This is a genomic window from Brevibacterium daeguense, from assembly GCF_021729135.1.
Taxonomy (GTDB): Bacteria; Actinomycetota; Actinomycetes; order Actinomycetales; family Brevibacteriaceae; genus Brevibacterium; species Brevibacterium daeguense.
Genome location: NZ_JAJTWW010000001.1, coordinates 172749 through 198211, shown reverse-complemented (window position 1 = coordinate 198211; position 25463 = coordinate 172749). Strand labels below are relative to the sequence as shown.

The 25463-nt window shown below is 70.2% G+C and carries 22 protein-coding genes; 2 read left to right on the top strand and 20 right to left on the bottom strand.

Features of this window, described 5'->3' with window-relative positions; all coding sequences use genetic code 11:
- Positions 1–59 precede the first annotated feature (59 nt).
- The 4 genes from hpt to dacB are packed head-to-tail and all read right to left on the bottom strand — an operon-like array spanning position 60 to position 4143.
- Positions 60–611 carry a hypoxanthine phosphoribosyltransferase gene (gene hpt / locus LXN01_RS00835; RefSeq protein WP_236862648.1) on the bottom strand — a complete coding sequence of 184 codons (552 nt, stop codon included), beginning with the start codon at positions 609–611 and terminating at the stop codon, positions 60–62.
- A 57-nt stretch (positions 612–668) separates the two neighbouring features.
- The gene (gene tilS, locus LXN01_RS00830; protein WP_236862647.1) at positions 669–1655 is read right to left on the bottom strand and encodes a tRNA lysidine(34) synthetase TilS; all 987 of its coding nucleotides are present in this window, start codon (positions 1653–1655) and stop codon (positions 669–671) included.
- On the bottom strand, positions 1652–2704 hold the full coding sequence (locus LXN01_RS00825; RefSeq protein WP_236862646.1) for a zinc-dependent metalloprotease: 1053 nt from the start codon (positions 2702–2704) through the stop codon (positions 1652–1654). Before LXN01_RS00825 ends, tilS begins: the two co-directional genes overlap by 4 nt.
- A complete protein-coding gene (gene dacB / locus LXN01_RS00820) occupies positions 2704–4143 on the bottom strand; it encodes a D-alanyl-D-alanine carboxypeptidase/D-alanyl-D-alanine endopeptidase (RefSeq protein WP_236862645.1) in 1440 nt (479 codons plus the stop codon). Before dacB ends, LXN01_RS00825 begins: the two co-directional genes overlap by 1 nt.
- A 118-nt stretch (positions 4144–4261) precedes the next feature.
- Here dacB and LXN01_RS00815 point away from each other — a divergent pair, with 118 nt between their 5' ends.
- Positions 4262–4858: an inorganic diphosphatase gene (locus tag LXN01_RS00815; RefSeq protein WP_236862644.1), complete on the top strand. Its 597-nt coding sequence runs from the start codon at positions 4262–4264 to the stop codon at positions 4856–4858.
- A 198-nt stretch (positions 4859–5056) separates the two neighbouring features.
- Positions 5057–5698: a VOC family protein gene (locus LXN01_RS00810; protein ID WP_236863108.1), complete on the top strand. Its 642-nt coding sequence runs from the start codon at positions 5057–5059 to the stop codon at positions 5696–5698.
- On the opposite strand, the gene LXN01_RS00805 is transcribed toward LXN01_RS00810, so the two are convergent.
- The 16 genes from LXN01_RS00805 to LXN01_RS00730 all read right to left on the bottom strand — a co-directional run bounded on the left by LXN01_RS00805 (position 5688) and on the right by LXN01_RS00730 (position 25462).
- Positions 5688–6506: a CPBP family intramembrane glutamic endopeptidase gene (locus LXN01_RS00805; RefSeq protein WP_236862643.1), complete on the bottom strand. Its 819-nt coding sequence runs from the start codon at positions 6504–6506 to the stop codon at positions 5688–5690. The genes LXN01_RS00810 and LXN01_RS00805 overlap by 11 nt on opposite strands.
- Positions 6503–9883 carry an efflux RND transporter permease subunit gene (locus LXN01_RS00800; protein ID WP_236862642.1) on the bottom strand — a complete coding sequence of 1127 codons (3381 nt, stop codon included), beginning with the start codon at positions 9881–9883 and terminating at the stop codon, positions 6503–6505. Before LXN01_RS00800 ends, LXN01_RS00805 begins: the two co-directional genes overlap by 4 nt.
- A gap of 132 nt (positions 9884–10015) precedes the next feature.
- Entirely contained in the window at positions 10016–11359 is a 1344-nt protein-coding gene (locus tag LXN01_RS00795; RefSeq protein ID WP_425547677.1) for an MFS transporter, read from the bottom strand.
- 5 nt (positions 11360–11364) lie between these two features.
- Positions 11365–11940: a nitroreductase family protein gene (locus LXN01_RS00790; protein WP_236862641.1), complete on the bottom strand. Its 576-nt coding sequence runs from the start codon at positions 11938–11940 to the stop codon at positions 11365–11367.
- Positions 11937–12458: a peptide-methionine (S)-S-oxide reductase MsrA gene (msrA, locus tag LXN01_RS00785; RefSeq protein WP_236862640.1), complete on the bottom strand. Its 522-nt coding sequence runs from the start codon at positions 12456–12458 to the stop codon at positions 11937–11939. The genes LXN01_RS00790 and msrA overlap by 4 nt, the downstream gene beginning before the upstream one ends.
- Positions 12459–12515: 57 nt before the next feature.
- Entirely contained in the window at positions 12516–13502 is a 987-nt protein-coding gene (locus tag LXN01_RS00780) for a hypothetical protein (protein ID WP_236862639.1), read from the bottom strand.
- A gap of 138 nt (positions 13503–13640) precedes the next feature.
- Positions 13641–14618 (bottom strand): hypothetical protein, encoded by a 978-nt coding sequence (locus LXN01_RS00775; protein WP_236862638.1) that lies wholly within the window; start codon positions 14616–14618, stop codon positions 13641–13643.
- Positions 14615–14893 carry a hypothetical protein gene (locus tag LXN01_RS00770; protein ID WP_236862637.1) on the bottom strand — a complete coding sequence of 93 codons (279 nt, stop codon included), beginning with the start codon at positions 14891–14893 and terminating at the stop codon, positions 14615–14617. Before LXN01_RS00770 ends, LXN01_RS00775 begins: the two co-directional genes overlap by 4 nt.
- Before the next feature lie 262 nt (positions 14894–15155).
- The gene (locus LXN01_RS00765) at positions 15156–17144 is read right to left on the bottom strand and encodes a hypothetical protein (RefSeq protein ID WP_236862636.1); all 1989 of its coding nucleotides are present in this window, start codon (positions 17142–17144) and stop codon (positions 15156–15158) included.
- A gap of 27 nt (positions 17145–17171) precedes the next feature.
- Entirely contained in the window at positions 17172–18200 is a 1029-nt protein-coding gene (locus LXN01_RS00760; protein ID WP_236862635.1) for a hypothetical protein, read from the bottom strand.
- Between the two features lie 65 nt (positions 18201–18265).
- Positions 18266–18532 carry a hypothetical protein gene (locus LXN01_RS00755; protein ID WP_236862634.1) on the bottom strand — a complete coding sequence of 89 codons (267 nt, stop codon included), beginning with the start codon at positions 18530–18532 and terminating at the stop codon, positions 18266–18268.
- 42 nt (positions 18533–18574) lie between these two features.
- Positions 18575–20500, bottom strand: coding sequence for a hypothetical protein (locus LXN01_RS00750; RefSeq protein ID WP_236862633.1), 1926 nt, complete (start codon positions 20498–20500; stop codon positions 18575–18577).
- Between the two features lie 311 nt (positions 20501–20811).
- Positions 20812–21615 (bottom strand): HpcH/HpaI aldolase/citrate lyase family protein, encoded by an 804-nt coding sequence (locus tag LXN01_RS00745; protein ID WP_236862632.1) that lies wholly within the window; start codon positions 21613–21615, stop codon positions 20812–20814.
- Positions 21612–22133, bottom strand: coding sequence for a MaoC family dehydratase (locus LXN01_RS00740; protein ID WP_336885211.1), 522 nt, complete (start codon positions 22131–22133; stop codon positions 21612–21614). The genes LXN01_RS00745 and LXN01_RS00740 overlap by 4 nt, the downstream gene beginning before the upstream one ends.
- Positions 22134–22215: 82 nt before the next feature.
- The gene (locus tag LXN01_RS00735) at positions 22216–23409 is read right to left on the bottom strand and encodes an acyl-CoA dehydrogenase family protein (protein WP_236862631.1); all 1194 of its coding nucleotides are present in this window, start codon (positions 23407–23409) and stop codon (positions 22216–22218) included.
- A gap of 1 nt (position 23410) precedes the next feature.
- Positions 23411–25462, bottom strand: coding sequence for an acetyl/propionyl/methylcrotonyl-CoA carboxylase subunit alpha (locus tag LXN01_RS00730; protein ID WP_236862629.1), 2052 nt, complete (start codon positions 25460–25462; stop codon positions 23411–23413).
- Between the last annotated feature and the right edge of the window lies 1 nt (position 25463).

Sequence of the window (25463 nt, the reverse complement as noted above, 5' to 3'; positions counted from 1 at the left end):
CGCTTCTCACCCCGACCTCGGACGGCTGGGTCGGTGCCGGCCGGTTCGGTGCCGACGCCTCAGCGGTAGACGTGCGGGGCCAGCGTGGCCACGAACGGCACGTTCCGGTACTTCTCCGCGTAGTCGAGCCCGTAGCCGATCACGAACTCGTTGGGCACATCGAAGCCGACGTACCGCACATCGAGGTCGACCTTGAGCGCTTCCGGCTTGCGCAGCAGCGTGCAGACCTCGACGGAGGCGGCACCGCGGGAGCGCAGGTTCGACAGCAGCCAGGACAGCGTCAGCCCGGAGTCGATGATGTCCTCGACGATGAGGACGTGCTGGTCCTTGAGGTCGGTGTCGAGGTCCTTGAGGATGCGCACCACCCCGGAGGACTTGGTGCCCGACCCGTAGGAGGACACCGCCATCCAGTCCATCCGGACGGGGTTGTGCAGAGCGCGGGCGAGGTCGGCCATCACCATGACGGCACCCTTGAGGACGCCGACCAGCAGGATCTCCCGATCGTGGTAGTCCCGGTCGATGTCGGAGGCGAGCTCCATCAGCCGGTGCTTGATCTGTGCTTCGGTAACCAGGACCTTCTCGATGTCGGTGCCCAGGTCGTTCTGATCCACTGCTTCAGCTCCTCGATGCTCGGTGATCTCGCTCTACACTAACGCAGGACGCAGCGGTCACGAGCGGTGGAACCGGACGCCTCCGCCTGCTGCGCGGCGCACCTCAGCACCGCCGGGAACGGACACGGCACCGCTGCGGCGTCCGCACAGCAGCGCATCGACCTCGGACACGTGGTGGAAGCCGACCTCCTGCGCGGTGCCCGACAGGTCACGCAGCCAGTCACGGATCATCCGGGTGCGCAGGGCGGCCGGCAGCTCGCGGACTGCAGCGCGGATCTCGGTGCCGCTCACGTGTGCGGCCGACTGCCGCACAGCAAGCTCCTCGAGCGCATCGGAGTCCTGAGCCAGGCGCGAGGCGGTCCGTGCCAGTGCCGTCGCGACCCCCGGCCCCAGCTGCTCCTCGAGCACCGGCAGCACCCGGGTCCGCACGCGCACCCGGGTGAACTGGGGATCGGCGTTCATCGGGTCGTGCCAGACTGCGATCCCCCGAGCTGCGCACGAGGCGGCGGTCTCCTCCCGGCGGACGTCCAGCAGGGGACGCCACACAGTGCCGGACCGCGGTCGCATCCCGGCCAGGGAGCGGGCTCCCGATCCCCGCACCAGCCCGAGCAGCACGGTCTCCGCCTGGTCGTCGCGCGTATGTCCGGTGAGCACCGCGACGGCACCGAGCTCCTCGCGCGCCTCCTCCAGGGCGCGGTAGCGGACATCCCGGGCGGCCGCCTCGACGCCGGCGGTGCCGGGTTCGACTGTCCGCGCGACGACCCGATGGGCCAGCCCGAGATCCCGGACCCGCACCCCGACTGCCGCCGCGACGGAGTCGGAACCCGGCTGCAGGCCGTGGTCGACCGTGACAGCGGTGAAGCGGTGGGCGGTCCGCTCGGCGAAGAACGCGCATGCCGCCGCCAGTGCCATGGAGTCCGCGCCCCCGGATACCGCGACGACGAATCGGGCCGGAGTCGCAGGGAGGAGTTCGCGCAGCGCATTGCGGATCCGCGCCGTGGCGGGGTCGAGGCGCGGAAGCCGGCCGGCGGACGGCTGCGTCACCGGGTCGGGCCCGTCCGGTCCAGCCACAGCCGGGGAGCGGCGATCTCCGCTGCCGTGGGCAGGTTCTCCGCGCCGTGCCAGACGGGGGCGAGCCCACCGTGGCCGCGCTCGGCGACCACCGCGCGCACGAACTCGGCGCCCCGCCGGTACTGGGCGAGCTTCTCGTCGACCCCCAGCAGCGTGGACACCAGGGAGCGCAGGCCGGCGGCCTCGTGCCGCCGGACATCGAACGAGCGGCGGATCGAGCGGACAGTGGGGATCACCCGCGGGCCGACCGCGTCCATCACGAAGTCGGCATGCCCTTCCAGCAGGCTCATGAGTGCGCCGACCTCGTCGACGAGGGCCCGCTGCGAGGGAGCCACCACCGCATCCAGCAGGCTCTCCCGATTGCGCAGCGCCGCGGGCAGCGACCGCAGCGTGTCCTGCAGGCCGTCCAGTCCGGACGCGTCGAGCATCGGCTCGAGGAGGGCGCCGATGCGCTCGCGCAGATGGTCGGCCAGCCAGGGCGCGGCCGCGAACTGCACATGATGGGTCTGCTCGTGGAGCGCGACCCAGAGCCGGAAGTCCCGCGGCCGGGCACGGATGGCCGTCTCCACCTCGAGCACGGTGGGTGCGACCAGATAGAGGGTGCCGGCCGGACCGGCGAACGGGTCGAACTGGCCGAGCACCCGGCTCCCGACGAGCGCCAGCGCGCCGCCGAGCTCGACCGAGGCGCCGGTCCGTGCCGCACGGTCCCGGATCCGGTCCGCGATCCCGCCGCGGCCGGGTGGGGACGCGTCGTCGAGGAGCCGGGAGAAGGTGCGCGCATTCGCGCCGACCCAGCCGAGTCGGTCGACCACGCGCGTCTGCCCGGCGGCCAGGCGGCCGCGCGCGCCGTCCTCCACGTCCGGCTGCAGCCTCATCACATCGAGCACGAGGTCGATGGCCGTCTCAGCGGCATCGTGCAGGTTCTCGACGAGCGCTGCGGCGTCGGCCGGCGCGGGCATCGGACCTGCGGGCATGAGCTCGCGGGCGGTCGCGGTGACGATGCGTTCGGAGATCAGGCTCATCAGCAGCCGCACTCCGCGATCACCGTGACGGCCTCATCGATGACCTGCCGAGCCGCCCCCGCGCTGCCCGGGGCGAGCCCGTCGGACAGCAGGGAGAACACGACGAGGCGCCCGTCCTGCGTGAGCACCGAGCCTGCCAGGGAGGACACGGTGCGCAGGGAGCCGGTCTTGGCGCTCACGCGACCTGCGGCATCGTCAGTGTCCTCGTCGAGGTAGCGGTCGAACAGCGTGCCGGACAGTCCGCCGACGGGAAGGCTCGGCAGCAGCAGGGACAGATCCCCGTCCGAGGTGGCCGCCGCCTGCAGGATCGTCGTCAGGTCGTGGGCAGAGATCCGATTGGCGTAGTCGAGCCCGGAGGTGTCGGCCAGCTCGATCGAACCGGTGTCGAGCTGCTGGGCGGCGAGCGCTGCGATGACGGCGGCCGGAGCCTCGGCCGCGGAGCCGGGCCGGTCCAGTGCCAGCGCGACCTCCCGGCCCATCACCTCGGACACGACATTGTCACTGGCGAGCAGCAGGTGCCGCACCACAGCGGAGACCGGCGCGGATTCCACCGTGCCCAGCAGCGCCGAGTCCGCCGGCGCCGCGCCGGGATCAGCGGTGGCCGCGGCGATGCCCCGGTCCTCCAGGGCCGCGGCGAAGGCGGCGACGGCCGCGCCGGCGGGGTCGTCCTGGCGCGCGCTGCCCGGAGCGTCGGAGGTCAGGGCGGAGTTGACCATGAGCGGCACGATCGGGGCGATGTAGCCGTTGGCGACGTCGACCTGGTCCCAGCCGGCGTTGAAGCTCGGGCCGGGGTAGCGGGACAGGTCCGCTGCGACCGTGACCGTGTCCACGCCGGCCGCGCGCAGGCCCGAGGCCGTCTGCTCGGCGAGCGAGGCGAGGCCGGCGTGCCCGATCACGGCATCCGGGTCCGAGGCGCCCGCGCCCAGCAGCACGTCCCCGCCGCCGACGAGGTGGACCGTACCGGTGGTTCCCTCGGTCGGCGACAGCCGTGCCGCAGTCGTGAACCGCGTGTCCGCACCCACGGCGCCGAGAGCCGCGGCCGCGGTGAGCACCTTGGTCACCGAGGCCGGCGTCCGGGCGGCGGCCTCGTCCACGGCGTAGAGGACCTCGCCGGTGGCCGCGTCGCGGATGTCGACGCCCAGCGCACCGGTCATGCCGTCCTGGTCGAGGACAGGCTGCAGGCGGGAGCCGAGCGACTGCGGGATCGGCGCATCGGAGGGCAGCGGTGCGGCGGCGTCCGCCGGCACCGCACGGGCAACCGGCTGGGGCAGGGGCTGGACCTCGATGGGCGCTTCGAAGGTGAGGATGCCGGGCACGGCGTCGAGCGCGTCGGCGGTTCCGTAGCCGACGAGCAGAACCGCCAGACCGCCGGCGATGAGGCCGCCGCGGCGCGACCGGCTGCGCTGCCGTCTCCGCGCTTCGCGTCTGCTCTGCTCCACAATCCGTCCTGTCCTCGGCCGAGTGCCGATCCGCCGGTCCTGCGCCGATTGCGGGCGGCGTCCGCACCTTCATTATGCTAATGGAGACCCGAACTGCACTCATCCACAAGGAGAATCCATGGAGCTCTTGGCCACGATCGAAATCCCGAAGGGTTCGCGCAACAAGTACGAGGTGGATCACGAGACCGGCCGGGTGAAGCTCGACCGCTATCTCTACACCTCGATGGCGTACCCCGCGGACTACGGCTACCTGGACGACACGCTCGGCCTGGACGGCGATCCGCTCGACGTGCTGCTGCTCCTCACCGAATCCGTGTTCCCCGGCTGCGATGTCGACGTCCGTCCGGTCGGCATGTTCCGCATGGAGGACGAGGCCGGCGGCGACGACAAGGTGCTGGCCGTGGTCGCAGGCGATCCGCGCTGGGACGAGGTGCAGGACATCGCCGACGTCGACAAGTTCACCCTCGACGCGATCGAGCACTTCTTCGTGCACTACAAGGACCTCGAACCCGGCAAGTACGTGAAGGGGTCCACCTGGGCGAGCCGCGAGGAGGCGGAGGCCGAGGTGCGGGCCTCGGTCGAGCGGTTCAAGGCCGCAGGGCAGCCCACCGGCGAGGAAGAGGACCGCGAGGGACGCCAGGGGCGCGGTGTGGACGAGCAGCCGACCGGTGCCGGCGGCGATGACCGCGAGGGCCGGCAGGGCCGCGACGCGTAGGCGAGCCGCGCGGCATGAGGCGAGTGGGCTGAGCGCAGCGGCGGCGTCCGGGCGCCGCGGCGATCACCGACTGAGGCGGGGAGCCGAGGCTTCCCGCCTCAGTCGTCCGCCCAGCGCAGCAGATGAGACAGAAATCACATTTTTCAAGTAAGGCATCCCTTATGAGCGGGTGCCCGGGCAATGTGCAATTCTCTGACCATGTATCTCGATCATGTCTCATTCGCCAGCGAACCCGACGGCTATGAGGCCACTGCTGCACGGCTGGCCGAGCAGCTCGGCATCCAGCCCTACAACGGCGGTGTCCATCCCAGGTTCGGGACCCGAAATCTCATCTTCCCGCTTGCCGACGGGCATTACGTCGAGGTCGTCGAAGCGCTCGAGCACCCCGCGGCGCTGAGCACGCCGTTCGGCCAGGCCGTCCGCGCCCGCAGCGCGCTCGGCGGCGGCTGGATGGGCTGGTGCGTCTCCGTGGACGAGCTCGCACCGGTCGAGGAGCGCCTCGAGCGGAAGGCCGTCGACGGCAACCGCACGCCCGACGACGGCATCGAGATCCTGTGGAAGCAGATCGGTGTCAAGGGTTTGATCGCGGACCCGCAGCTGCCGTTCTTCATCCACTGGATCTCCCCCGCCGAGCGCCACCCCTCGGCCCGCGGCGCGAACTCCGGAGTCGCGATCTCGGCGCTGGAGATCGCCGGCGACCGCGACCGGCTGCGCGACTGGCTCGGCACCGATGAGCCCAAGCCCATCCCGGAGGTCAACATCGATTGGACAGCGCCGCACGGCACGCCCGGCCTCCTGTCGGTGACCTTCGAGACCCCGAAGGGGCCCGTCACGATCTGAGCGGGTCGACGGCCGCGAGGATCCCGGGGGCCAGGAAGCCGACCGCGTCGATCACCGTGTGGGCGACCACGAACGGCATCACCCTGCGATGGCGCAGGTACAGGAAGCCGAACAGCAGGCCCATGAGCACATTGCCGATGAACGGGCCGATGCCCTGGTACAGGTGATAGGTGCCGCGGAACAGCGCCAGGCCGATGATGATCAGCCACGGCGAGACCCGCAGCTTCTCCAGCCTGTCGACGCCGTAGCCCAGCAGCAGCACCTCTTCGAGGATTCCGTTCTTCGCCGCCGCCAGCACCAGGACCGGCACGGTCCACCAGTGGGCGCTGAGGTTGTTCGGCAGGATCTCCGCAGTCAGCCCCAGTCCGCGGCCGGCCCAGTAGACCGCAAGCGTGCCCAGCCCGATGACGGCGAACAGGGCGAGACCCTGTGACAGGTCCCTGCCGGGGCGGGCGAAGTCGAATCCCATCCGGCGGGCTGCGGGGCGGACGTCACCGACCTCGGCCCCTGCCGCCTGCCAGACCCGGTCGCGACTCATGAGGAACAGTGCGAGCGCGACCGGCACGAGCGCGAAGCCGATCCCCAGCAGCTGGTAGACCAGGTCGAACCAGGGCCGCGTCGACTGCTCGACGTTGAGCCGCGCCTGCGCCTCGCTCAGCGGTGCCCGAGTGGCGATCTCGATGAGGTTGACAACGGCGTACACCGCCGACTGCGCGAGCGAGACGCCGGCCACCAGGGCCAGCTCCCAGCCCCACGCGGGATGCCGGTCCCCCGCGGCAGGTCCGGGGCCGAGGCGGTCGCCGGTCACCCGGCAGCCGCCTCGGCTTCGTCGATCACGCGACCGCGGGCCATCTCCGTGATCACCTGCCGCTCGGCCCGCCGCTCCTTGACTCCCTCGAGCAGCTGGTAGAGCACCGGCACGAGGATCAGGGTGAGCAGCGTCGAGCTGAGCAGACCGCCGATCACGGTGATCGCCAGCGGCTTGGAGATGAACACGCCGCCGCCGGTGAGCCCCAGCGCCATCGGCACGAGCGCGAAGATCGTCGCGGCCGCGGTCATCAGGATCGGGCGGTACCGCAGCCGCGCACCGTGCACGACGGCTGTCCGCAGCGGCACCCCGCGAGCGCGGAAGCGGTTGATGAGGTCGATGAGGACGATCGCGTTCGTCACCACGATGCCGATGAGCATGAGCAGCCCGATCATCGCGGTGAGCCCCAGCGGAGTGTCGGTCAGCAGCAGCAGGCCGATCGAGCCGGTGGCCGCGAAGGGAATCGACACCAGCAGGATGAGCGGCTGAAGCAGCGACTTGAAGGTCGCCACCAGGATCACGAACACGATGAGGATCGCGGCGAGCATCGCCAGTCCGAGCTGCTGGAACGACTCCTGCTGCTCGGCGGATGCACCGCCGATCTCGGCGCTGACCGCTTCGGGCAGCTCTGCCCCGGCCAGCGTTGCGCTGACCTCCGCACTCGCCGCACCCAGGTCGTCCCCGCCGGGAGTGACGCTGACCGTGGCCGAGCGCAGGCCGTCCGAGTGGGTGATGCTCGGCGGTGTCAGCTCCTCCCTGACGTCCGCGACCTCGTCGAGCTCGATCGTCTCGGTCTGCGGAGCGGCAGGCCCGAGTCCGCCAGGGGCCGACGGAGCCGCGGCCGGCCCTTCCGGACCGGCGGCACCCGAGGCACCGGCACCGGCTCCCGCGCCTGCGGTCTGCGCGGGCACGGTGATCTCCAGTTCGCGCAGCTCCTCGACGGTCTCCACGCTGCCGTTGAAGAGCAGCACGCGGTGCGACACGTTGTCGATGATGACCTCGCCGAGCTGCTGCCCGCGCATTGCGCGGGAGACGATGCTGCCGATCTCGGTCTCCGACAGACCGCGCTCGGCGGCCTCCTCCCGATCGATGTCGACCTCGATGATCGGCTGCACGGCTTCGAGGTCCGTCGTGACCGACTGCACGACGTCGAGCCCCTCGAACTCGGCCGCGAGCTCCTCGGCGCCCTGGTGGAGCTCCTCGGTGTCGTTGGCGGTCAGGGTGACGTCGATCGTCTCCCCGCCGGGAATCGCCCCTCCGGAGAGCACCTCGAGGTCCCCGACGTCGGCGAGCTCGTCGAACTCGGCCTGCAGGTCCGCGCTGATGGCCGCGGTGTCGACATCGGGCCCGAGGTTGATGAGGTAGTTGGCCGACAGTTCGGCCGAGCCGCTCAGCAGCGGGTCGTTGCCGACGCTCATCTGGTAGGACTCGATCTCGGGTCGCTCGGCGAGTACGTCCTCGACCGGCTCTGCCAGCGTGCCGGCCTCTTCGAGGCTCGTCCCCGGCTCGAAGGTCTGGATCGCCTGCACGGTGTCCTGCCCCGTGTCGCCGAACAGCTCCGTCTTCAGCAGCGGCGTCATGGCGAAGGTCGCGATCAGCACCAGGGCCGAGGCGATCACTGTGAGCACCGGGTGTTTGGTCGTCCAGTTGATGACCGGGATGTAGGTCTTCTGCAGGCGGGTGACCGGGGAGCGGAGGCTCGCCAGCTCGTCGATCTCGACGGCCTCTTCCGGCGCCTCGGTCCCGACGATCGGCAGCTCGTCCGTCGCATGGCGACCGGTCGGGTTCTCGACGTCCACGTCCGCGCGCCGGGCAGCCCGGCGCTCCGCCTTCCACTGCCGCAGCGCCGAATCGCGATCGCGGCGGGCTCGGGCCTTCTGCTCGGCGGTGAGCTTGACCCGGCTCTCGCGATTCCGGAGGAACCAGTAGGCCAGGACGGGGACGATCGTGAGTGCCACGAAGAGGGAGCTCAGCAGCGCGATCGTCGCGGTCAGCGCGAAGGGTCGGAACAGCTCCCCGGTCTGGCCGGAGACGAAGACCAGGGGCAGGAACACCGCCACGGAAGTCAGAGTGGATGCGGTGATCGCACCGGCCACTTCGCCGACCGCGGCGAGGATGTTGGAGAACTTCGTGCCGCCCAGCGAATGCCTGCGGCGGATCGACTCGATCACCACGATCGAGTCGTCGACCACGCGTCCGATCGAGATCGTCAGCGCCCCGAGCGTGAGCATGTTCAGGGTGTAGCCGCCCATCCACAGCCCGACGAAGGTCACGAGCAGCGACAGCGGGATGGAGATCGCGGTGATGAGCGTGGCCCGCACGCTCAGCAGGAACACGAGGATGATGAGGACGGCGAAGACCAGACCGAGCAGGCCTTCGACCATCAGGTCCTCGATCGACTGCTCGATGAACGGCGCCTGGTCGAACACGGTGGAGAACTCGACGTCGCCGCCCAGCGCCTGCTCGATCTGCGGCAGTGCCGCCGTCACGCCGTGGGAGACGTCCACGGTGTTGGCGTCGGGCTTCTTCGTCACGGACAGGGTCAGTGACGGCTTGCCGTCCGTGCGCGAGATCGACGTCGCCTCGGCTTCGCGCAGCTCGACATCGGCCACGTCCCTGACGAGCACCGGGCCGTCCGCGCCGGTGACAGCGATGTTCGCGATGTCCTCGACGCTGCGCAGGCGGGTGCCGACCTCGACCGGCGCAATGCCCTCTCCGGTGCGCAGCGCGCCGGCGGAGGTCGGGATGCCGTTGGCCTGCAGGATGGACGCCAGCTGGTCCACCGACACGCCCTCGTCCTCGAGGTCGTCCTCTCTGACGGCGACGGCGACCTCGAACACCGGGTCGCCGCTGACAGCGGCCTGGCGCACGCCCTCGACGTCCTCCAGCTCCGGCAGCGCGATGTCCTCGAGGTCCGCGGCGAGCTGCTCGGTGTCCGCCCGGCCGGTCGCCGACATCACGACGACCGGGAAGTCGTCGAGGCTGCCCGCGGTGACCGAGGGCTCGACGCCGTCGGGCAGCTGGGACTCGACCTGCGAGACCGCGCGCTGGAGCGCCCGGACGATGTCGTCGGAGTCATTGCCGTACGCCGTGTCCACCGTGATCTGCGAGGAGCCGGTGGTCGAGACCGACGACACCGACTCCACCTCCTCCACGCCGGTCAGCGCGGCTTCGAGCGGGTCGGTGACCTCGGATTCAACGGCTTCCGGGGAGGCACCTTCGTACTGGGAGATCACGACTGCCTGGGGCAGCTGGAAGGATGGGAAGAGCTCCTGCTTGAGGGCGCCTGCGCCGATCACGCCGAAGATCACCGCGCAGACCGAGATCAGGGCGATGAGGGCACGGTTCTTGAGGCTGAGGCGTGTCAGCGAGATCAATGGCGGGGATCCTTCTGCGAGAGCGAGGCGACGGGCTCCATCCTACGGAGTCGGAAGGCGGCCCGACGCGCGACTGCCCCCACTCTTCCGCTCGGGTTTTCCCCACCGTCGGCTCTGGGCTGCCCCGCGCGCTCAGCGCACGGGTTCAGCGGCCTGCGGCAGGGTCTCCCTCCCGGTGAGCCAGATCGCGAAGGCGACCAGCGGGAGGGCTCCGGAGACGACGAAGGCCATCGAGTAGCCGAAGCCCTCTGCCAGGGCGCCGGCGATGACGGGCCCGAAGATCGCTCCGGTGTCGATGGCCATCTGGTACCGCGACAGGACGATGCCGCCGGAGCGCCGCGACCCGACGACGTCGGCGACCGTCGCCTGCTGCGCCGGGTTGAGCAGGCCGGCGCCCACACCGGCGACGACCGAGAGGGCGAAGAACACCGGGATCGACGTGGAGAAGCCGAGCGCGATGGTGGACAGGCCGAGGATCACCAGGCCCATGAGGATGAACGGCCGGCGCCCGCGGACGTCGGCGAAGCGGCCGACGACCATCACGGCCACCGCGTTGCCCGCGGCGAACACGGTCAGGGCCAGTCCGGACACCGCAGCGCCGGCGCCGAGCACGTGGAGCGCGAACAGCGGGTAGAGCGCCACCCGGATGCCCATGGAGGTCCAGCCGTGGACCGCTCCGGAGAACAGCGCTGCCCGGTACGCCGAGTCCTGCCAGGCCTCGCGGAAGCGCATCACGGGACGTGCCCCGGGCTCATCTGCGAGCGTTGTGGGCACAGCGGCGGGCGCGGTCGACTCGCCGGCGGGCGCCTCGGGATCGGTGCCGTCGGCATCGGTGCCATCGAAAGCAGTGCGATCGGCATCGGTGCCGTCGGGATCAGCGCTCGACTCCTCGGCTGCCACCACCTGCTCGTTGCGGCCCAGCCGGAGGTGCACGACGGCGGCAGCGATCACGAGCGCGACGGCGTAGACGACGAAGGGCACGCGCATGCCGAAGCCGGCCATCATCCCCCCGACCACCGGGCCTGCGATGTTGCCGAGCAGGAATGCCGTCGCATAGAGTCCCGAGGCGCGGGCGCGCGCGTTCTCGGGAGCCAGGCGGACGATGAGGGCCATCGCCGACACCGTGAACATCGTCGAGCCGAGCCCGCCGAGAGCGCGGAACAGCAGCAGCTGCCAGTAGCTCTGTGCCAGCGCCACGGCGAACGTCGAGGCAGCCACGATGAGCAGCCCCGTCACGTAGACGGGACGCTCGCCGAGGCGATTGACCAGGCTGCCGCCGGCGGGCGCGGAGATCAGCCGGAAGAATGCGAAGGAGCTGACCACGATGGTGGCGGCAGTGACTCCCAGGCCGAAGGACTCGGCGAACTGGGGCAGCACCGGCGCGATGATCCCGTAGCCGATGGCGACGATGAAGGCCGCCGCCACCATCACCCAGATGTCGGCGGGGATGGCGGAGGCGGCCCGACGCTGCCCGATCCGGCTCACCGGGGCATCCGGCCCAGGAACTGCTGCGGGTCCAGGGCCGGGCGGTTGGATTCCCGCATCCGGGCACGGAAGGATTCGTCGATGCTGCCCACGTAGAGCCAGCCCATCAGGTGCTCGGATTCGGCCAGCCCGTGCACCGCCCGCACCTCGGGGGCATTGGCGAGCAGGCCCGAGCGCCACATCACGCCCCAGCCGGTCTGCCACAGCGCCAGCTCGAGCAGGTGGGCGGCGCCGGCGGCAGTGGCGTGCTGCTCCCACTCCGGCACCTTCGGATGCGGCTTCGGGCTCGCGACAACCGCGATCAGCAGCTCCGCACGGAACGGCTTCGGGTTGAGCTCGCCGGGTTCGCGCTCCGTCCCCGCCGCGGCGTCGAGGGCGGCCCCGAGGCGCGCCCGGTCGTCGCCGCGCAGCAGGATGAGTCGCCACGGTCGCAGCGCCTTGTGGTCGGCGACCGGGGTGACGGCCGCGAGCAGCTCGGCGATCTCGGCGTCGCTGGGCGTCTCCGGCCCCACCTTCGACACCGACCGCCGGGTGGCCATGGCCTCCAGCACGGGATCGGAGAAGAACTTCATGCGACCCATTCTGCATACTGTGCGCGCGCCCGCGCGACCTTGGGGTCGATGATGAAGGTGCAGTAGCCGTTGAAGGGGTTGCGGGTATAGAAGTCCTGGTGGACCTCCTCCGCGGGGTAGAACGTCTCCAACGGCTCCAGCGTCGTCACGATCGGCTTGTCGAAGTGCTCCTGGGCCTGTTCGATGGCCCGGGCGAACTTCTCCTGCTCGGAATCGTCCCGGTAGAACATCGCCGACCGGTACTGGGTGCCGACGTCGTTGCCCTGCCGGTTGAGGCTCGTCGGGTCGTGTCCGGTGAAGAACAGCCCGAGGATGACGCTCTCGGGCACGGCGGTCTCGTCGAAGGTCACCTGCAGCGCCTCGGCATGCCCGGTCGTGCCGGAGCACACCGAGTAGTAGTCGGGATCGGGCATGCTGCCGCCGGTGTAGCCGGAGAGGACCTCGTGAACGCCGGTGGTCCTGCGGTAGACCGCGTCGAGGCACCAGAAGCACCCGGCGGCCAAAGTCAGAGTCTGCATATCCTTAACGACACGGTTCGGTCACGGAATATTCCGCAGTGTGCACACTCTGGACCTCTATCGGCGGCCGGCAGGGCGCGGCGCGGGACCGTGCAGCCGTGCCGTGGCCGCAGCGTAGTGCTTGGCGATCAGCTCTTCGCTCAAGCCCAGCCGCGGGGTGAGGTAGGCCTGGATGTGCTCCAGCAGCTGGCTCCGATCCACTCGAACGAGGTCGAGAATCGGTCCCTTCCAGCGGGGTGTGGCCACCTCCACCCGGTCTGCGGCGGCGTAGACGGTGGAACGCCGCTCCAGGAGTGGTGCGCCGTCGGAGTCCAGCACGGCCGATGGGCTGCCGGTGAGGGCCTCGATGCTGTCGGCCGGGTGCATCCACTCGTGCTTGGAGAAGCCGTGGAGCACCGTCACCGCGCGGGCGTCGTGTTCGATGTCGCCCAAGGACTCCACCCCGCGCAGCACCTCTGCGGTATTCACCGCGCGTCGGTGCTCGGCGGATTTCACGAGATCCGGCTCCGCGACTCGATCGGGGTCGCAGAAGCCCCCGAGCGCGTCGAAGGCGTGCGCCAGCGGCATCACCGTGAAGGTGTGGGCGCCTCGTGCATCGATGGTCTCCAGCAGCGCGGCCTGGGCGTAGTCGAGGATGTGCGCCACCAGCGTCTCCGCTTCCCCGACCGTGGTCCGGCGGGCGGAGACCGCCTGCGGCGCCAGCCGTCGCACCTGCAGGGTGCCGACGATGTCGGGGCGGGTGCACACGTCGACGACCGGGCACCAGCTGGAGCCGGCGGGACGGATCACATCACGGGCGAGCATCGAGCGGTAGGCGGTGTCGCGGGCCAGCACGCGCTGGTCCGGCGGCAGACTGTCGAGGTGGGGGAAGCCGCCGAACTGCGGGTACTCACCGGTCAGCGCGTACAGCTCCTCGTCGGTGAGCGTCATCAGCTGATGGCTTTCGACCGCGCCGAGCTCCAGAACGGCAAGGAACGCGGCGACGGGATCGACGGGCCGACCGGCCTGTGCCCCTGGTCCGACCACTGCTCCCCTATTCGTCAACGACTCCGTGCGATCGCTTCATGGTATTCCACGGTCACTGCTCCGAGTGCCTGTCAGCGACGGCATCTCCAGGAGATACCGGAAGAGTTCCGCTGAAGTTCGCACGACGTTCAATGGACACCGGCGGGCACAGCGGCTTCAGGCCACACTGCCCCAGGAGCCGGTGGCGAGTGCCGCTGCCCGCGCGGCCTCCCCTGCCACGGCTTCCCGGTCACTCCGAGCCGCGGCGCCATCCGGATAGATCCTCAGCTGTGCCGCCACAGCATCGATGCGGCCGGGTTCGGCCTGCGAGGTCGCCGCGGGCAGGGCACCGGATTCCGCTGCCGAAATCGCCGCGATCCGACCTGCCATCGCCGCAAGCTCAACACCGTGCTGCTCCCGTGTCGCCCACGCGTCGGCAGCCGAGAGCAGTTCGCCCGGATGGACCCGGGAACCGGGGTGGTCCTGCGCGATCGAGCCTGCGGCCCGCGCTGCCCCTGCCCGTTCCGCTCCCGCCCCACCCTGATCGGAGGCCGCGCCGGCCCCGGCCGCCCCGACCAGGGCGTCGCCGAGTCCCGGAAGGTCCTGCAGCACACGGCGGATCGCCGGAGGCAGCGCGCTGCGCAGCCCCTGGATCAGACCGGCGCGATCCGCCTTGCGCCGCGCCTGCTCCAGCTCCACCGCCGCCGCGTGGAGGGAGCGCGCGACGCCTCGAGCGTGCTCGCCCAGCTCGGTCCGCAGGTCTTCTGCTCGGAGTTCGAGCTGTTCGGGAACCGCAAACGGGACCGCTCCACCGGACGTCAGCCGCTCCGAGTCCGCGCTCAGCCACTGCTCTCGCAGGGCTGCGATCTCCCGCTGAGCCGAGGCGAGAGCCCCGGCATGGGAGCGCAGCGCGAGTCCGCTCCGATGGGCGGAGTCGGCGAGCTGCCGGAGGAGGGGCAGAGCGCCTCGGGAGAAGGTGAACAGCTCGGCGCCGCGCAGGCCGTCGAGCTGTTCGAGTGCCGACGCAGTGGCGGCCCCGAACTCGTCTGCGGTGCGGCCGAGCACGGCCGTGGTGCGCAGGATGCCCGAGGCGGCCTCGTCGAGCCGCGCAGGGTCACCGGCCGGAGCGTCGAAGCACGACGGCACGGGCCTCACTGCGCTCCCCCTCCGAATGCCCGGTCGAGGGCCAGGGCGTTCGCTTCGACAGCTGATCCGGCTTCTTCGACGAGGTCGACAGCCAGACCCATCGAGTCCGTGAGGACTGCGAGCAGGTCCCCGAGCGCCGCGGAGACTTCCGCGTCACCGCTGCCGGCCTCGGCCTGGGCCAGAGCGGCGCTGAAATCGCTGCAGGCCTGGGACTCGGCGCGCGACTCGGCCCGGACTCGGGCTCCCACCTCGCGCAGGAACTGCGGGTTGCCTCCGACGACCACAAGGCCTCCTCTCCTGCGCTTCGGTGGTGCTGTTGGACGGGTCGGGCGGGGTGGAGCGGTTGGGGTGTCTGCAGGCGTTCTGCCCCTGGCGTCCGGTCCGACTGTCCCCAGCCTCTGTCAGGATCGCGGCGATCACAATCGAGGCAGCAGCGCAGGTGCTCCGAGTTCATCGAGGATTCATCGGCTCAGGACGGCGGCCGGCAGCTCGCCTTCCACCTGCGTGTGGACTTTACCCGCCATTCACGCCGCCACCGGAACCACATCAGCTCCAGAGGTCGTTCCATGCTGCGCCGATGGCGTCGATCGTGTCCGTGTACAGGTGGAGCGCGCCGCCTGCCGCATCGCCGGCGGTGTCGAGCACTCCTCCCGCGAGTTCGCCGACGGCGCCGAGGTTGTCGCCGAGCCACTGGTCTGCCGCATTGCCCCAGCTGTCGAAGTTCTGCGCCCAGTCATCCGCGTTGTCGTAGACGAGGTTGCCCAGACCCCAGGCGCTCGTGACCAGGCCCGCTCCCATCACGATGGGAGCCGCCACCGGGCCGAGCGCGATGAGGCCGGCGCTCGACAGTGCGGTCGCCGTGCTGCCGGCCAGGCCGATCGCGGCCATTCCCTGATCGATGTCTCCGCGCAGCCCCTGATAGGGCGATCCGCCGAGCAGGATCTGGGCGTCCCCGACCATGCTCAGGCCGGTCGAGATGCGCGAGAACCACAGATCGCTGAAGGAGGCGAACTGGCCGGCCTTCTTCGCCGCCGCGGGGTCGACATCGAACCTGCCGAGGAACTTCGCGACGGTCTCCGGGTCGAAGGCCGTCGGGGAGCCGACGCCTTCCTGGATGTGGGCCAGATGATGCTTGACCGTCCTGCCGGTGGCGTCCGTGAACTCCGGCACCGCCTTCTTGCCGGTGACCAGCGCCCTGTACCACGGTGATTCGGATCCCGGGATGTGCTTCCACGCGCTGTCGCCGCGCAGGGGGTTGTAGAAGGTCGTCCGCGCGACGTCATGCAGGGCGTCCAGGTGCCGGGGGTCCACGAAGTCCCCGTTCCGCAGAGCCGCCCAATCGTCGAACAGCCGGAGCATCCGCTTGATCTTCGCGTCCTGGTGGGTCCAGTTGCGCCAGATCGAGCGCAGCGTGCTCAGGCTGCCTCTGACCTCGAGCATCCGATCGATGAAGCTCGGCGATGAGTCGACCGGCTGCTGGGGCTGCGCGGTGCTCGGGAACGGCACCCGCAGCGGGAGGGGTTCGAACTCGCGCGGGAACTGCCGCGCATCCCCGGCCTGCGGCGCATAGGGTGCGGTCAGCGGTGAGCCCGTGCCGGAGAAGAGTCCGGGATGACGTGCGTCGAGCTCCCCGATGATGTGATCGCCGAGGTGCTTCTCGACGATCCCCTGCCACGGTTCGTCCCGCTCGTATCCGGGCCGCGCGCCCGGAGTGAAGTACCCGTCGCCGAGTGCGTCCTGCGGGATCTCACCGTCGGCTGCGAGTTCTTCCTCGGACCTCGAGGCGAATCCGCTCCGCACCACCTCGCTGTACCTGAGCTGGTGGGCCTGCAGTGCCAGTCCCTCTCCGGTGAACCAGTCGATGAGAGCTTCCGGGGAGTCGTAGCCCAACTGCTGCATCGTCAGGCCGTCGCGGACCTCGAACAGCTCCGCCTCGTATGCCTTGCCCTCCATCGACACCTCGAGCGGGTCGAGTTCGACGAACACTTCGGACATCCGTTCGGAGATCCGGGATCGTGCGGTCCGCACGCGGCTCTGCTGGTCCTCACCGGCACGCTCGCATTCCGCCTGGTGCTGCTCGATCTCGCCGAGCCGCCGGACCGCTGGATCGGCCCCGAGGACGCCCAGTGCTGTGATGGCGCCGCCCGGCAGCGCCAGCAGCGACTGCCGGGTGGCGAGGGAGGCCCTCTCCTCTTCGAGCGCGAGCCATTCCCGTCGCTGAGCGCGCACGACTTCAGCGGCTTCGGCGAGCTCCGCGGCGTAATCGCCGACGTCCTGGCCGGAGCCCTCTGCTGCGGACTGCGCGTTCTTCAGCAGTGCTCGGCCCTTGCCGACGTAGTAGTACAGCTGCTGCGCGCGCGGACCGCTGATGGCGTCCATCGCCTGGGCCGAGGTGGTGCTGTAGGTCGCCTCGGCGGCGCCGATCGCGCCGGCCCCTGCCCGCAGGTTCGAGCTCGCATCCCGCAGTGCCTCGGGATCGCCGGCAGGTTCCGTCAGGCTCGCCGGGGCGGACCGGACTGCTGGTGCGATGGCCATGCTTCTCCTCGCGCTGCCCGGTCGGCGCTAGGCCGAGTGCTGGGTCCTGCTCGCAGGCTTCGGCTGCCGGTAGGCGGTCTCCCGGACGAAGACCTCCGGGTCCATCGCGTTCTCCCGCTGCTGCTTCTCGATGATCTGGTCAGGCAGATTCATCCTCGGGACGGTGAAGTCGAGCATGAGACCGGCGAACATCTCCTTGGTCGCCTCCCGCATCCGCAGCACAGGACCGTCCCAGTCGGCTTCCGCGACGGTCAGACCGTCGTCGGTGACGTACACGGAGACTCGACGGTTGATGAAGGCGGGCAGCTTCCTGCCCTTGTCGAGGAACTCCTCCTTGATGAAGCGGTGCATGTCGCCGGGGCGGTAGTCCTCGTCGACGTCGTCGGGGAACCACTGGTGCATGCTCGTCCCGTCGATCACGGTGACGATCTTCGACCTGCTGTGCACGTCACCGAGGTCTTCGTTGCCGCGGATCACCTCGGCGAGGTTGACACGGTCGATCTCCCCGCGGCTGTCGGCGACTCCGAAGGGATCGGCGAACGCTGCCAGGCGCGCTGCGGACGCCCGCAGCGGGCAGACGGCGAAGACGTGGGTGCCATCGGCGAAGACCGTCTCCTCGACCGCGACGCCGGCGTAGTCGAACTGGTAGTGGACGAGGGTCATCTCGGTGTCGGCGGTCACGCGCCGGGCCAGCACGGTCTGCGGCGCGGTGCGGATCGCCATCACGGTGCCCTGCAGCTCGGCCGTGGCCTGTGTGCCCGTCGTCCCGTCGGGTCGGGTGTACGGGTGGATGAGCCGGCGGTTGAGCAGATGGCGCGCGCCGGATTCCACCGCCTGCGCCCGCCGTTCGGCCGTCAGCTTCTCCAGGTACGGGAATCCGCCGCGGTGGTGCGAATTGGCGAGCAGGACCTCGAGCTCCTCATCGATGAGCTGGACGAGCGGAACGGCGTCTTCGAGACCGGATTCGAGCACCTGGAAGAGGGCGGCCGTCGGGTCGACGGGGGCGCGGAACTCCTCGGCGAGGGGCAGGGCAGTGGCGGGTGAGACGAAGTCCACGGAGGTTCTCTTTCACGAGTGGCGAATGGGAGGCGGGGTGGGAGAGGGCTGCTCGGGGCTCGAGCTCAGCCGAAGGCACCGCGCAGGTTGTTCGCGTTGGCCTGGACGATTCCGCCGGTCACCGAGATGACTTCGGGCAGGGTCGCCAGGGTGAAGAAGACCCGCTCGTCGACCGCGTCGATCGACATCGCGACTCCGGGATCTCCCGAGGCGCCGGACGCCTCCTGCAGAGCTGCCCGGACATCGCTGTTGGCTCCTTCGTAGTCGGTGCGCAGGCCGGGATACCGGGCCGCGCAGCTCTCAAGCGCGCTGTAGTCGCCGCCGACTGTCATGTGTCTTCCCTTCTGGTCAGTGTTCGGACTGCCGTCGTGTCGCTAGTTCCACAGGTCGTCCCAGGCATTCCCGATGCCGTCGATCGCGTCTTTGTAGCCGCCGAGCGCTGTTCCGGTTCCGCTGAGCACCCCGTCGGTCACCCAGCCGAGACCCTCGCCGACCACGCCCAGATTGTCGCCGAGCCACTGGTCGGCCGCTGCGCCGGCATTGTCGAGGCTTCCCGACCAGCTGTCCGCGTTGTCGTAGAGCATGTTGCCGATGCCCCACGCGCCTGCGACCACGCCGGCCGTGATCGTGACCGGAGCGGCCACCGTGCCGAGTGTGACGAGCCCCGCCGTGGAGGCGAGTCCCGCAGCGCCGGAGGCAAGTCCGACGCCGGCCATCGCATGGTCGACCGTGCCCCGCGCTCCCTCGTACTGCGATCCGCCGAAAAGCGTCTGCGCATCGCCGGCGACGCCGAGGATCCCGAGCCCCCGCGCCGCATTGAGATCGATCGAGCTCCAGGCGTCGGCCATCCAGCCGGCGGTCCTCGGGTTGATGCCGAGCCCCTCGAACCGGGCGGACCACTTGTCCGGCTTCCACGCGGACGTCGAGCCCACCCCCTCCTGCAGGTGTGCGATGTGCCCGCTTCGACCATCGAACTTCACGACGCCCCGCTTGCCGTCGACGAGGGCGTGATACAGCGCCGACCTGCCGCCGCCGACGTGCTTGAAGCCGTTGTCGCCGTCGAAGGGGTTGTAGAACTTCGTCCGGTGCGCACCGTCCAACGGCCGCAGGTCGTCATAGGGCACCCGGAGCCGGCCGCCCTCGGCCCGCGACTGCGGCGACCAGTCCTGGTAGTTCTTCGCCACGTCGGAGAAGTGACGCACCAGCCGTCGCGCGCGCCCGTCCGTGTCGAGGTAGTACCGCCAGACGTGACGGGCGGCGCTGGCGTAGCCGGCCCACTGAGTGACCTCCTGCGGCACGAAGTGGGAGTGCGCCGCATTGGAGGTCGGGGCGTTCGGGTCGATCTGCTGACCACCGGGACCACCGGAGCTCTGGGGCGCAGTCGGAGTCTGCGCCTGCGCATCGCTGGGGACGTAGGGTTCGGTCAGCGGCGAGCCCGTCGAGTGGAACAGCCCGGGGAACATCGCATCGAGCTGGCCCACCCGCTCATGGCCCAGGTACTGCTCGACGATGCCCTGCCATTCCTCCTTCCGGTAGTAGCCCGGGATGGCACCCGGAGTGAAGTATCCGTCGTCGAGCGCGTCCTGGGAGATGATCCCGGCGGCGACCATGTCGGCTTCGCTCATCGTCCCGAAGCCGCTCTGGGCGACTTCGCTGTACGTCATCTCGTGCTCTTTGAGCGCTATCCCCTCGCCGATGAACCACTCGGCAACGGCCTCCGGTGTCGGATAGCCGAGATCGTGGAGCGTCATGCCGTCGCGGATCTCGAACAGCTCCGCCTCGTACGCCTTGCCCTCCATGGAGACAGCCATGGGGTCGAGCTCGAGGTAGATCGCGGCGAGCTGCTCGGCGGCCCCGGAGCGGGCGGCCAGCAGCCGCAGGTTCTGTTCGACCCCCTCTGCCTCGCAGGCGGCCTGCTGAGCCTCGATGCGCGCGATCTCAGCTGGGTTGTTCGACAGCAGGGCGGCGGCCTTCTGCGATTCGAGCAGCAGCCATTCGGTCCGCTCCGTGCCGATGATGCGCTTGATGTCCGCGAGCTCATCGCCGTACCGGCTGATGGCGTCGCCGGAGGTCCGCGCCGAATCCTCCGCGTTGACCAGCAGCGACTTGCCCTTGCCGACGTAGTAGTAGAGCTGCTGGGCACGCGGGCCGTCGATGGCGTCCATGGCCTCGGACGAGGTCGACATGTAGTCCCCGACCGTGCCGCCGATGGTGGCGGCCTTGGACTTGAGCGTCTGGCCGGACGATTGGAGCAGGGGCGCGTCGCCGTCAGGATCTTCCAGGCAGGCCGGCAGTGCCATGGTGAAGCCTCCGCATGGGGATGGTGGGTACGAGAGGGGTGGTGCAGTCCTACTCTCGGACACCGGTCGGCGGCATTCAACGCAGGCGCGAGTCGAGCCGGCGTTGTTCACACAGGCTTCACCGGACGCCGCCCGCCCGGGGGTGCACGGCGACCCCTTCCGCTCCCGATTCACCTTCGGTTCACTGGTACTCGCGGCGCGGTGGCCGGGTCCCCTGCGGGAGCTGCCGTGAATGCGGTTCGGGTGCCGCCCTCAGGGCGACACCCGAACCACGCTCCGCGGTCAGCGCGGCACGCCCGAGGCGGCCGGCGTCAGCGGGCCCTGGCGACGATGTGCTCCGCGTGCTTGAGCAGCGGGGCGTCGACCATCTTTCCCTCGAAGCTGAAGGCTCCATTGGAGGTCTCGGCGAGCTTGAGCACCTGCCGCGCCCAGTCGAGCTGCTCCCCCGAGGGGGAATAGGCCTCCCGCACCACAGCGATGTGCTTGGGGTGGATCGACACCTTGCCCGCGAAGCCGCTCTCCACGGCGTCCTCGGCCTCCTCGGCCAATCCGGCGAGGTCGTCGATGTTCGTCCAGATCGCGTCGAGCACCCACTTGCCGTGGGCCCGACCTGCCAGCAGCGTCTGCGAGCGCACATGCTGGGCGACGTCCCGATAGGTTCCCCCGGGACCGCGCGAGGAGCCTCCGCCGAGGTCCGCGATGAGGTCCTCGGCACCCCACATGAGTCCGACGACTTCACAGGCCGAGGCGATCTCCGCGAGCTTGAAGGCGCCTCGGGCGGTTTCGATGAGGGCGATCACCGAGAAGCCGGACAGCGCCGCCGGGTCCTCGGCGGATTCGGCCTTCGGCACCATGATGTGGGTGTACGGCAGCGAGCGGATGAGCTCGAGATCGGCTTCGAAGTGCTCGGTGTCACGGGCGTTGATCCGCACCACGGTGCGGGCGGGGTCGAGCGGGTTGGCGCGCAGCGCCTGGCGTGCCGCGTCCTTGTCTCCCTCTGCCACCGCGTCCTCGAGATCGACGATGACGATGTCGGATCGCTCCGCGGCCTTGGCGTAGCGGTCGGGCCGGTCCGCCGGGACGAACAGCCATGCCGGTGCGAGCTCGAAGCTCATACCTGTACCTCCGGGTTCTTCTTGTCGTGCTCGGAATGAAAGACCATGGTCTGGCGGACGGCCTTCGCGACGACCACCCCGTGCTGATTGCGCCCGATGTGCTCGAAGGTCACGATGCCCTGCCCGGGACGCGACCTGGATGGGCGCTTGTCCAGGATCCGCGTCTCCGCGTACAGGGTGTCTCCGTGGAACAGCGGCTTCGGGAACGCCACCTCCGAGAATCCGAGGTTGCCGACGATCGTTCCCTGGGTCAGCTGCGAGACCGACAGTCCGACCAGGGTCGCCAGGGTGAACATCGAGTTGACCAGCCGCTGGCCGAACGGCTCCGTGGCGGCGAACGCGGCGTCGAGGTGAAGGGCCTGGGTGTTCATCGTCACCGCGGTGAACCAGGTGTTGTCGGCCTCCGTGATCGTCCGGCCGGGCGCGTGCCGGTACACCGTTCCGACCTGCATCTCGTCGAACCACAGGCCCCGCTGGGCCACGACCGTCTCCGCGGGCTCGGTCTGCTCATCCTTCACCGTGGTACCTCCTCGTACTGTCTCTCAGCAGAATCCTGTCACGACGCGCTCGCCGACCGGACAGCGGGTCGGTCGCACGGCCTCAGATCCCGAGTTCGCGGGCGATGAGCATGAGCTGCACCTCGGTCGTGCCCTCGCCGACCTCCAGGATCTTCGAGTCGCGGTAGTGGCGGGCGACGAGGTACTCGTTCATGAAGCCGTAGCCGCCGTGGATCTGGGTGGCGTCGCGGGCGTTGTCCATCGCCGCCTCTCCCGCCACCAGCTTGGCGATCGCCGCCTCCTTCTTGAACGGCAGGCCCGCGAGCATCCGGGAGGCGGCAAGGTAGTAGGCGGTGCGGGCGGCGACCACCCGGGCCTCCATCCGAGCGATCTTGAAGGAGATCCCCTGGTATTCGGCGATCGGCCTGCCGAAGGAGGTGCGCTCCCCGGCGTACTTCACGGACTCGTCCACACAGCCCTGGGCGGCTCCCACGGACAGGGCGGCGACCGCGATCCGGCCCTCGTCGAGGATCCGCAGGAAGTTGGCGTAGCCGCGACCGCGCTCGCCGAGCAGGTTCTCCTCCGGAACGCGCACATTGTCGAAGGTCAGCGGGTGGGTGTCGGAGGAGTTCCAGCCGACCTTGTCGTAGGCGGGCTCGGCGGTGAAGCCGGGAGTGCCTGCCGGGATCATGATGGTGGAGATCTCCGGCTTCTCCTGCCCGTCGCCGCCGATCCGCGTGCCGGTCACCGCGGTCGCCGTCACGAGGCGGGTGATGTCGGTGCCGGAGTTGGTGATGAAGGACTTGGACCCGTTGATGGTCCAGGTGCCGTCCTCCAGCACCGCCTTCGTCCTGGTGCCGCCGGCATCGGAGCCGGCCTCCGGTTCCGTGAGCCCGAACGCGGCCAGTCCGGAGCCGTCGGTGAGCTGCGGCAGCCACTCGCGCTTCTGCTCCTCGGTGCCGAAGCGGTGGATCGGCATCGCCCCCAGCGACACTCCCGCTTCGAGGGTGATCGCCAGGGACTGGTTGACCCGCGCGATCTCCTCGATCGCCAGGCAGAGCGCGAAGTAGTCGCCGCCCATCCCGCCGTGCTCCTCGTCGAATGGCAGCCCGAACAGGCCCATCGCTCCCATCCGGGCCACGAGCTCGTAGGGGAACCGGTGGGCGGCGTCGAGCTCCGCGCTGACCGGGGCGACCTCGGTGTCGGCGAACTTGGCGACCTGCCTGCGCAGGGATTCGTACTCGTCGGGAAGCATCCCGGGGGTGAAGCCGGTCGTCGTGGTCGTGGTGGTGGCCATGTCAGTCTCCGTTCTCTTCGTCGTCTGTGACAGCTGCCAGGAGTTCGTCAAGCGCCACCTGGGCGCCTGCCGCGGTCTGCAGGTGCAGGATGCCGCTGATCGGCGCGGTGAGCACGTGCTCCATCTTCATCGCCTCGACCACGAGCACCGCCTGCCCGGCCTCGACGCGTTCGCCGTCGTCGGCCCGGACCTCGAGCACGGCTCCCGGCATGGGCGCGGTGATCTCCGCCCCTGCCGCGCCGGGATCGAGGGTGGGATCGGCGACGGCGCGGGTAAACCGGAACACGCCGCGGGGCGAGCGGACCCAGACCTCGGCGGTGTGCCGGTGGGCCCGGGTGTCGAACACGCTGCCCACCCAGACCCGGGCGCGGTGATCCACTCCGGCCTCACGGAGGGTGTGCTCCGCTCCCGAGGCGCGGGCCGCCGGGTGCTGTCCGTTCGCCTGCGCCCCGGCCGCGGCCGGAGCGGACGCACCGACCGACGCGCCGAGCCAGGCCGACATGTCGAGGTCGACGATGCGCTGCTCGCCCTCGTGCACGAGCGCGATCCGCGTGACCGCCGGCCGGGAGCTCCGCCAGGCGCTCGGGCTCCCCCAGGCCGAGCCGTTCGGGCCGGCGGCCTGCTGCACGAGCGCCGCGGCGGCGAACCGCCAGTCGAGGTCCGCCGGCGGCGCTGCCATGGCGGGTCCGCCCGTGAGCTCGGCGGCCTCGGCCATCCGGTCGATGAGCCCGGTGTCGAGGTCTCCTGCGCGCACCTCGGGCCGATCGATGAGCGTGCTGAGGAAGTCGATGTTGGTCACGATCCCGGGCACTGCCGAATTCCGCAGCGCTCCGGCCATCCGGACGAGCGCCTCGGCCCGGGTCGGGGCGGTGGTGATGAGCTTGGCGATCATCGGGTCGTACTCGCTGACGATCGCCTGTCCGGCCGCGACGCCGGAATCGACCCGGATGCCCTCGCCTGCGGGGAAGACCACGTCGAGGGCGGTGCCGCCGGTCGGCAGGAAGCCGCGTGCGGGGTCCTCGGCGTAGATCCGGCATTCGATCGAGTGCCTGCGCGGCACGAGCTCGGACTGCACGAGGTCGAGCCGCTCCCCTGCGCCGATCCGCAGCTGCCACTCCACGAGGTCGATCCCGTAGGCCTCCTCGGTGACCGGGTGCTCGACCTGCAGCCGGGTGTTCATCTCCATGAAGAAGAACTCCTCCGGGTTGTCGGCGGAGACGATGAACTCCACGGTGCCGGCCCCGGAGTAGTCGACTGCGCGGGCCGTCGCGCATGCCGCCTCGCCGATCCGCGTCCGCGTCGCCGCGTCGAGCAGCGCCGACGGCGCCTCCTCGACGACCTTCTGGTGCCGGCGCTGCAGCGAGCATTCGCGCTCGCCCAGGTGCACCACGGTGCCGTGGTTGTCGGCCAGGATCTGCACCTCGATGTGCCTGGGGGTGTCGATCAGCCGCTCGAGGAACAGGGTGTCGTCGCCGAAGGAGGCCGCCGCTTCCCGCCGTGCCGAGGCGAGCGCCGCCGGCAGCTCGGCCGGATCGTGGACGGCGCGCATGCCCTTGCCGCCGCCGCCGGCCGAGGGCTTCACGAGGACCGGGTACCCGATGTCTCCGGCCGCGGACACCAGCTGCTCATCGCTGAGCCCGGCCTGGGCGATGCCCGGCACGAGGGGGACGCCGTGGCCTGCCACCGCCTGCTTCGCGGTGATCTTGTCGCCCATCGTGGTGATCGCCTGCGAGCCCGGCCCCAGGAACACGATCCCGGCCTCCTCGCAGGCGCGTGCGAACGCTGCATTCTCGGACAGGAAGCCATAGCCGGGATGGATCGCCTGCGCGCCGGTGGCCCGGGCCGCCGCGATCACCTTCTCGATGTCGAGGTAGGACTTCGCGGCCGAGGCGGGGCCCAGGCGGACTGCCCGGTCCGCTTCCCTGACGTGCGGGGCGTGCGCGTCGGCGTCGGAGTACACGGCCACGGTGGAGATCCCGAGGCGCCGGCAGGTGCGCATGACGCGCAGGGCGATCTCTCCCCGGTTGGCGATGAGTACGGTGTCGAAGTACATG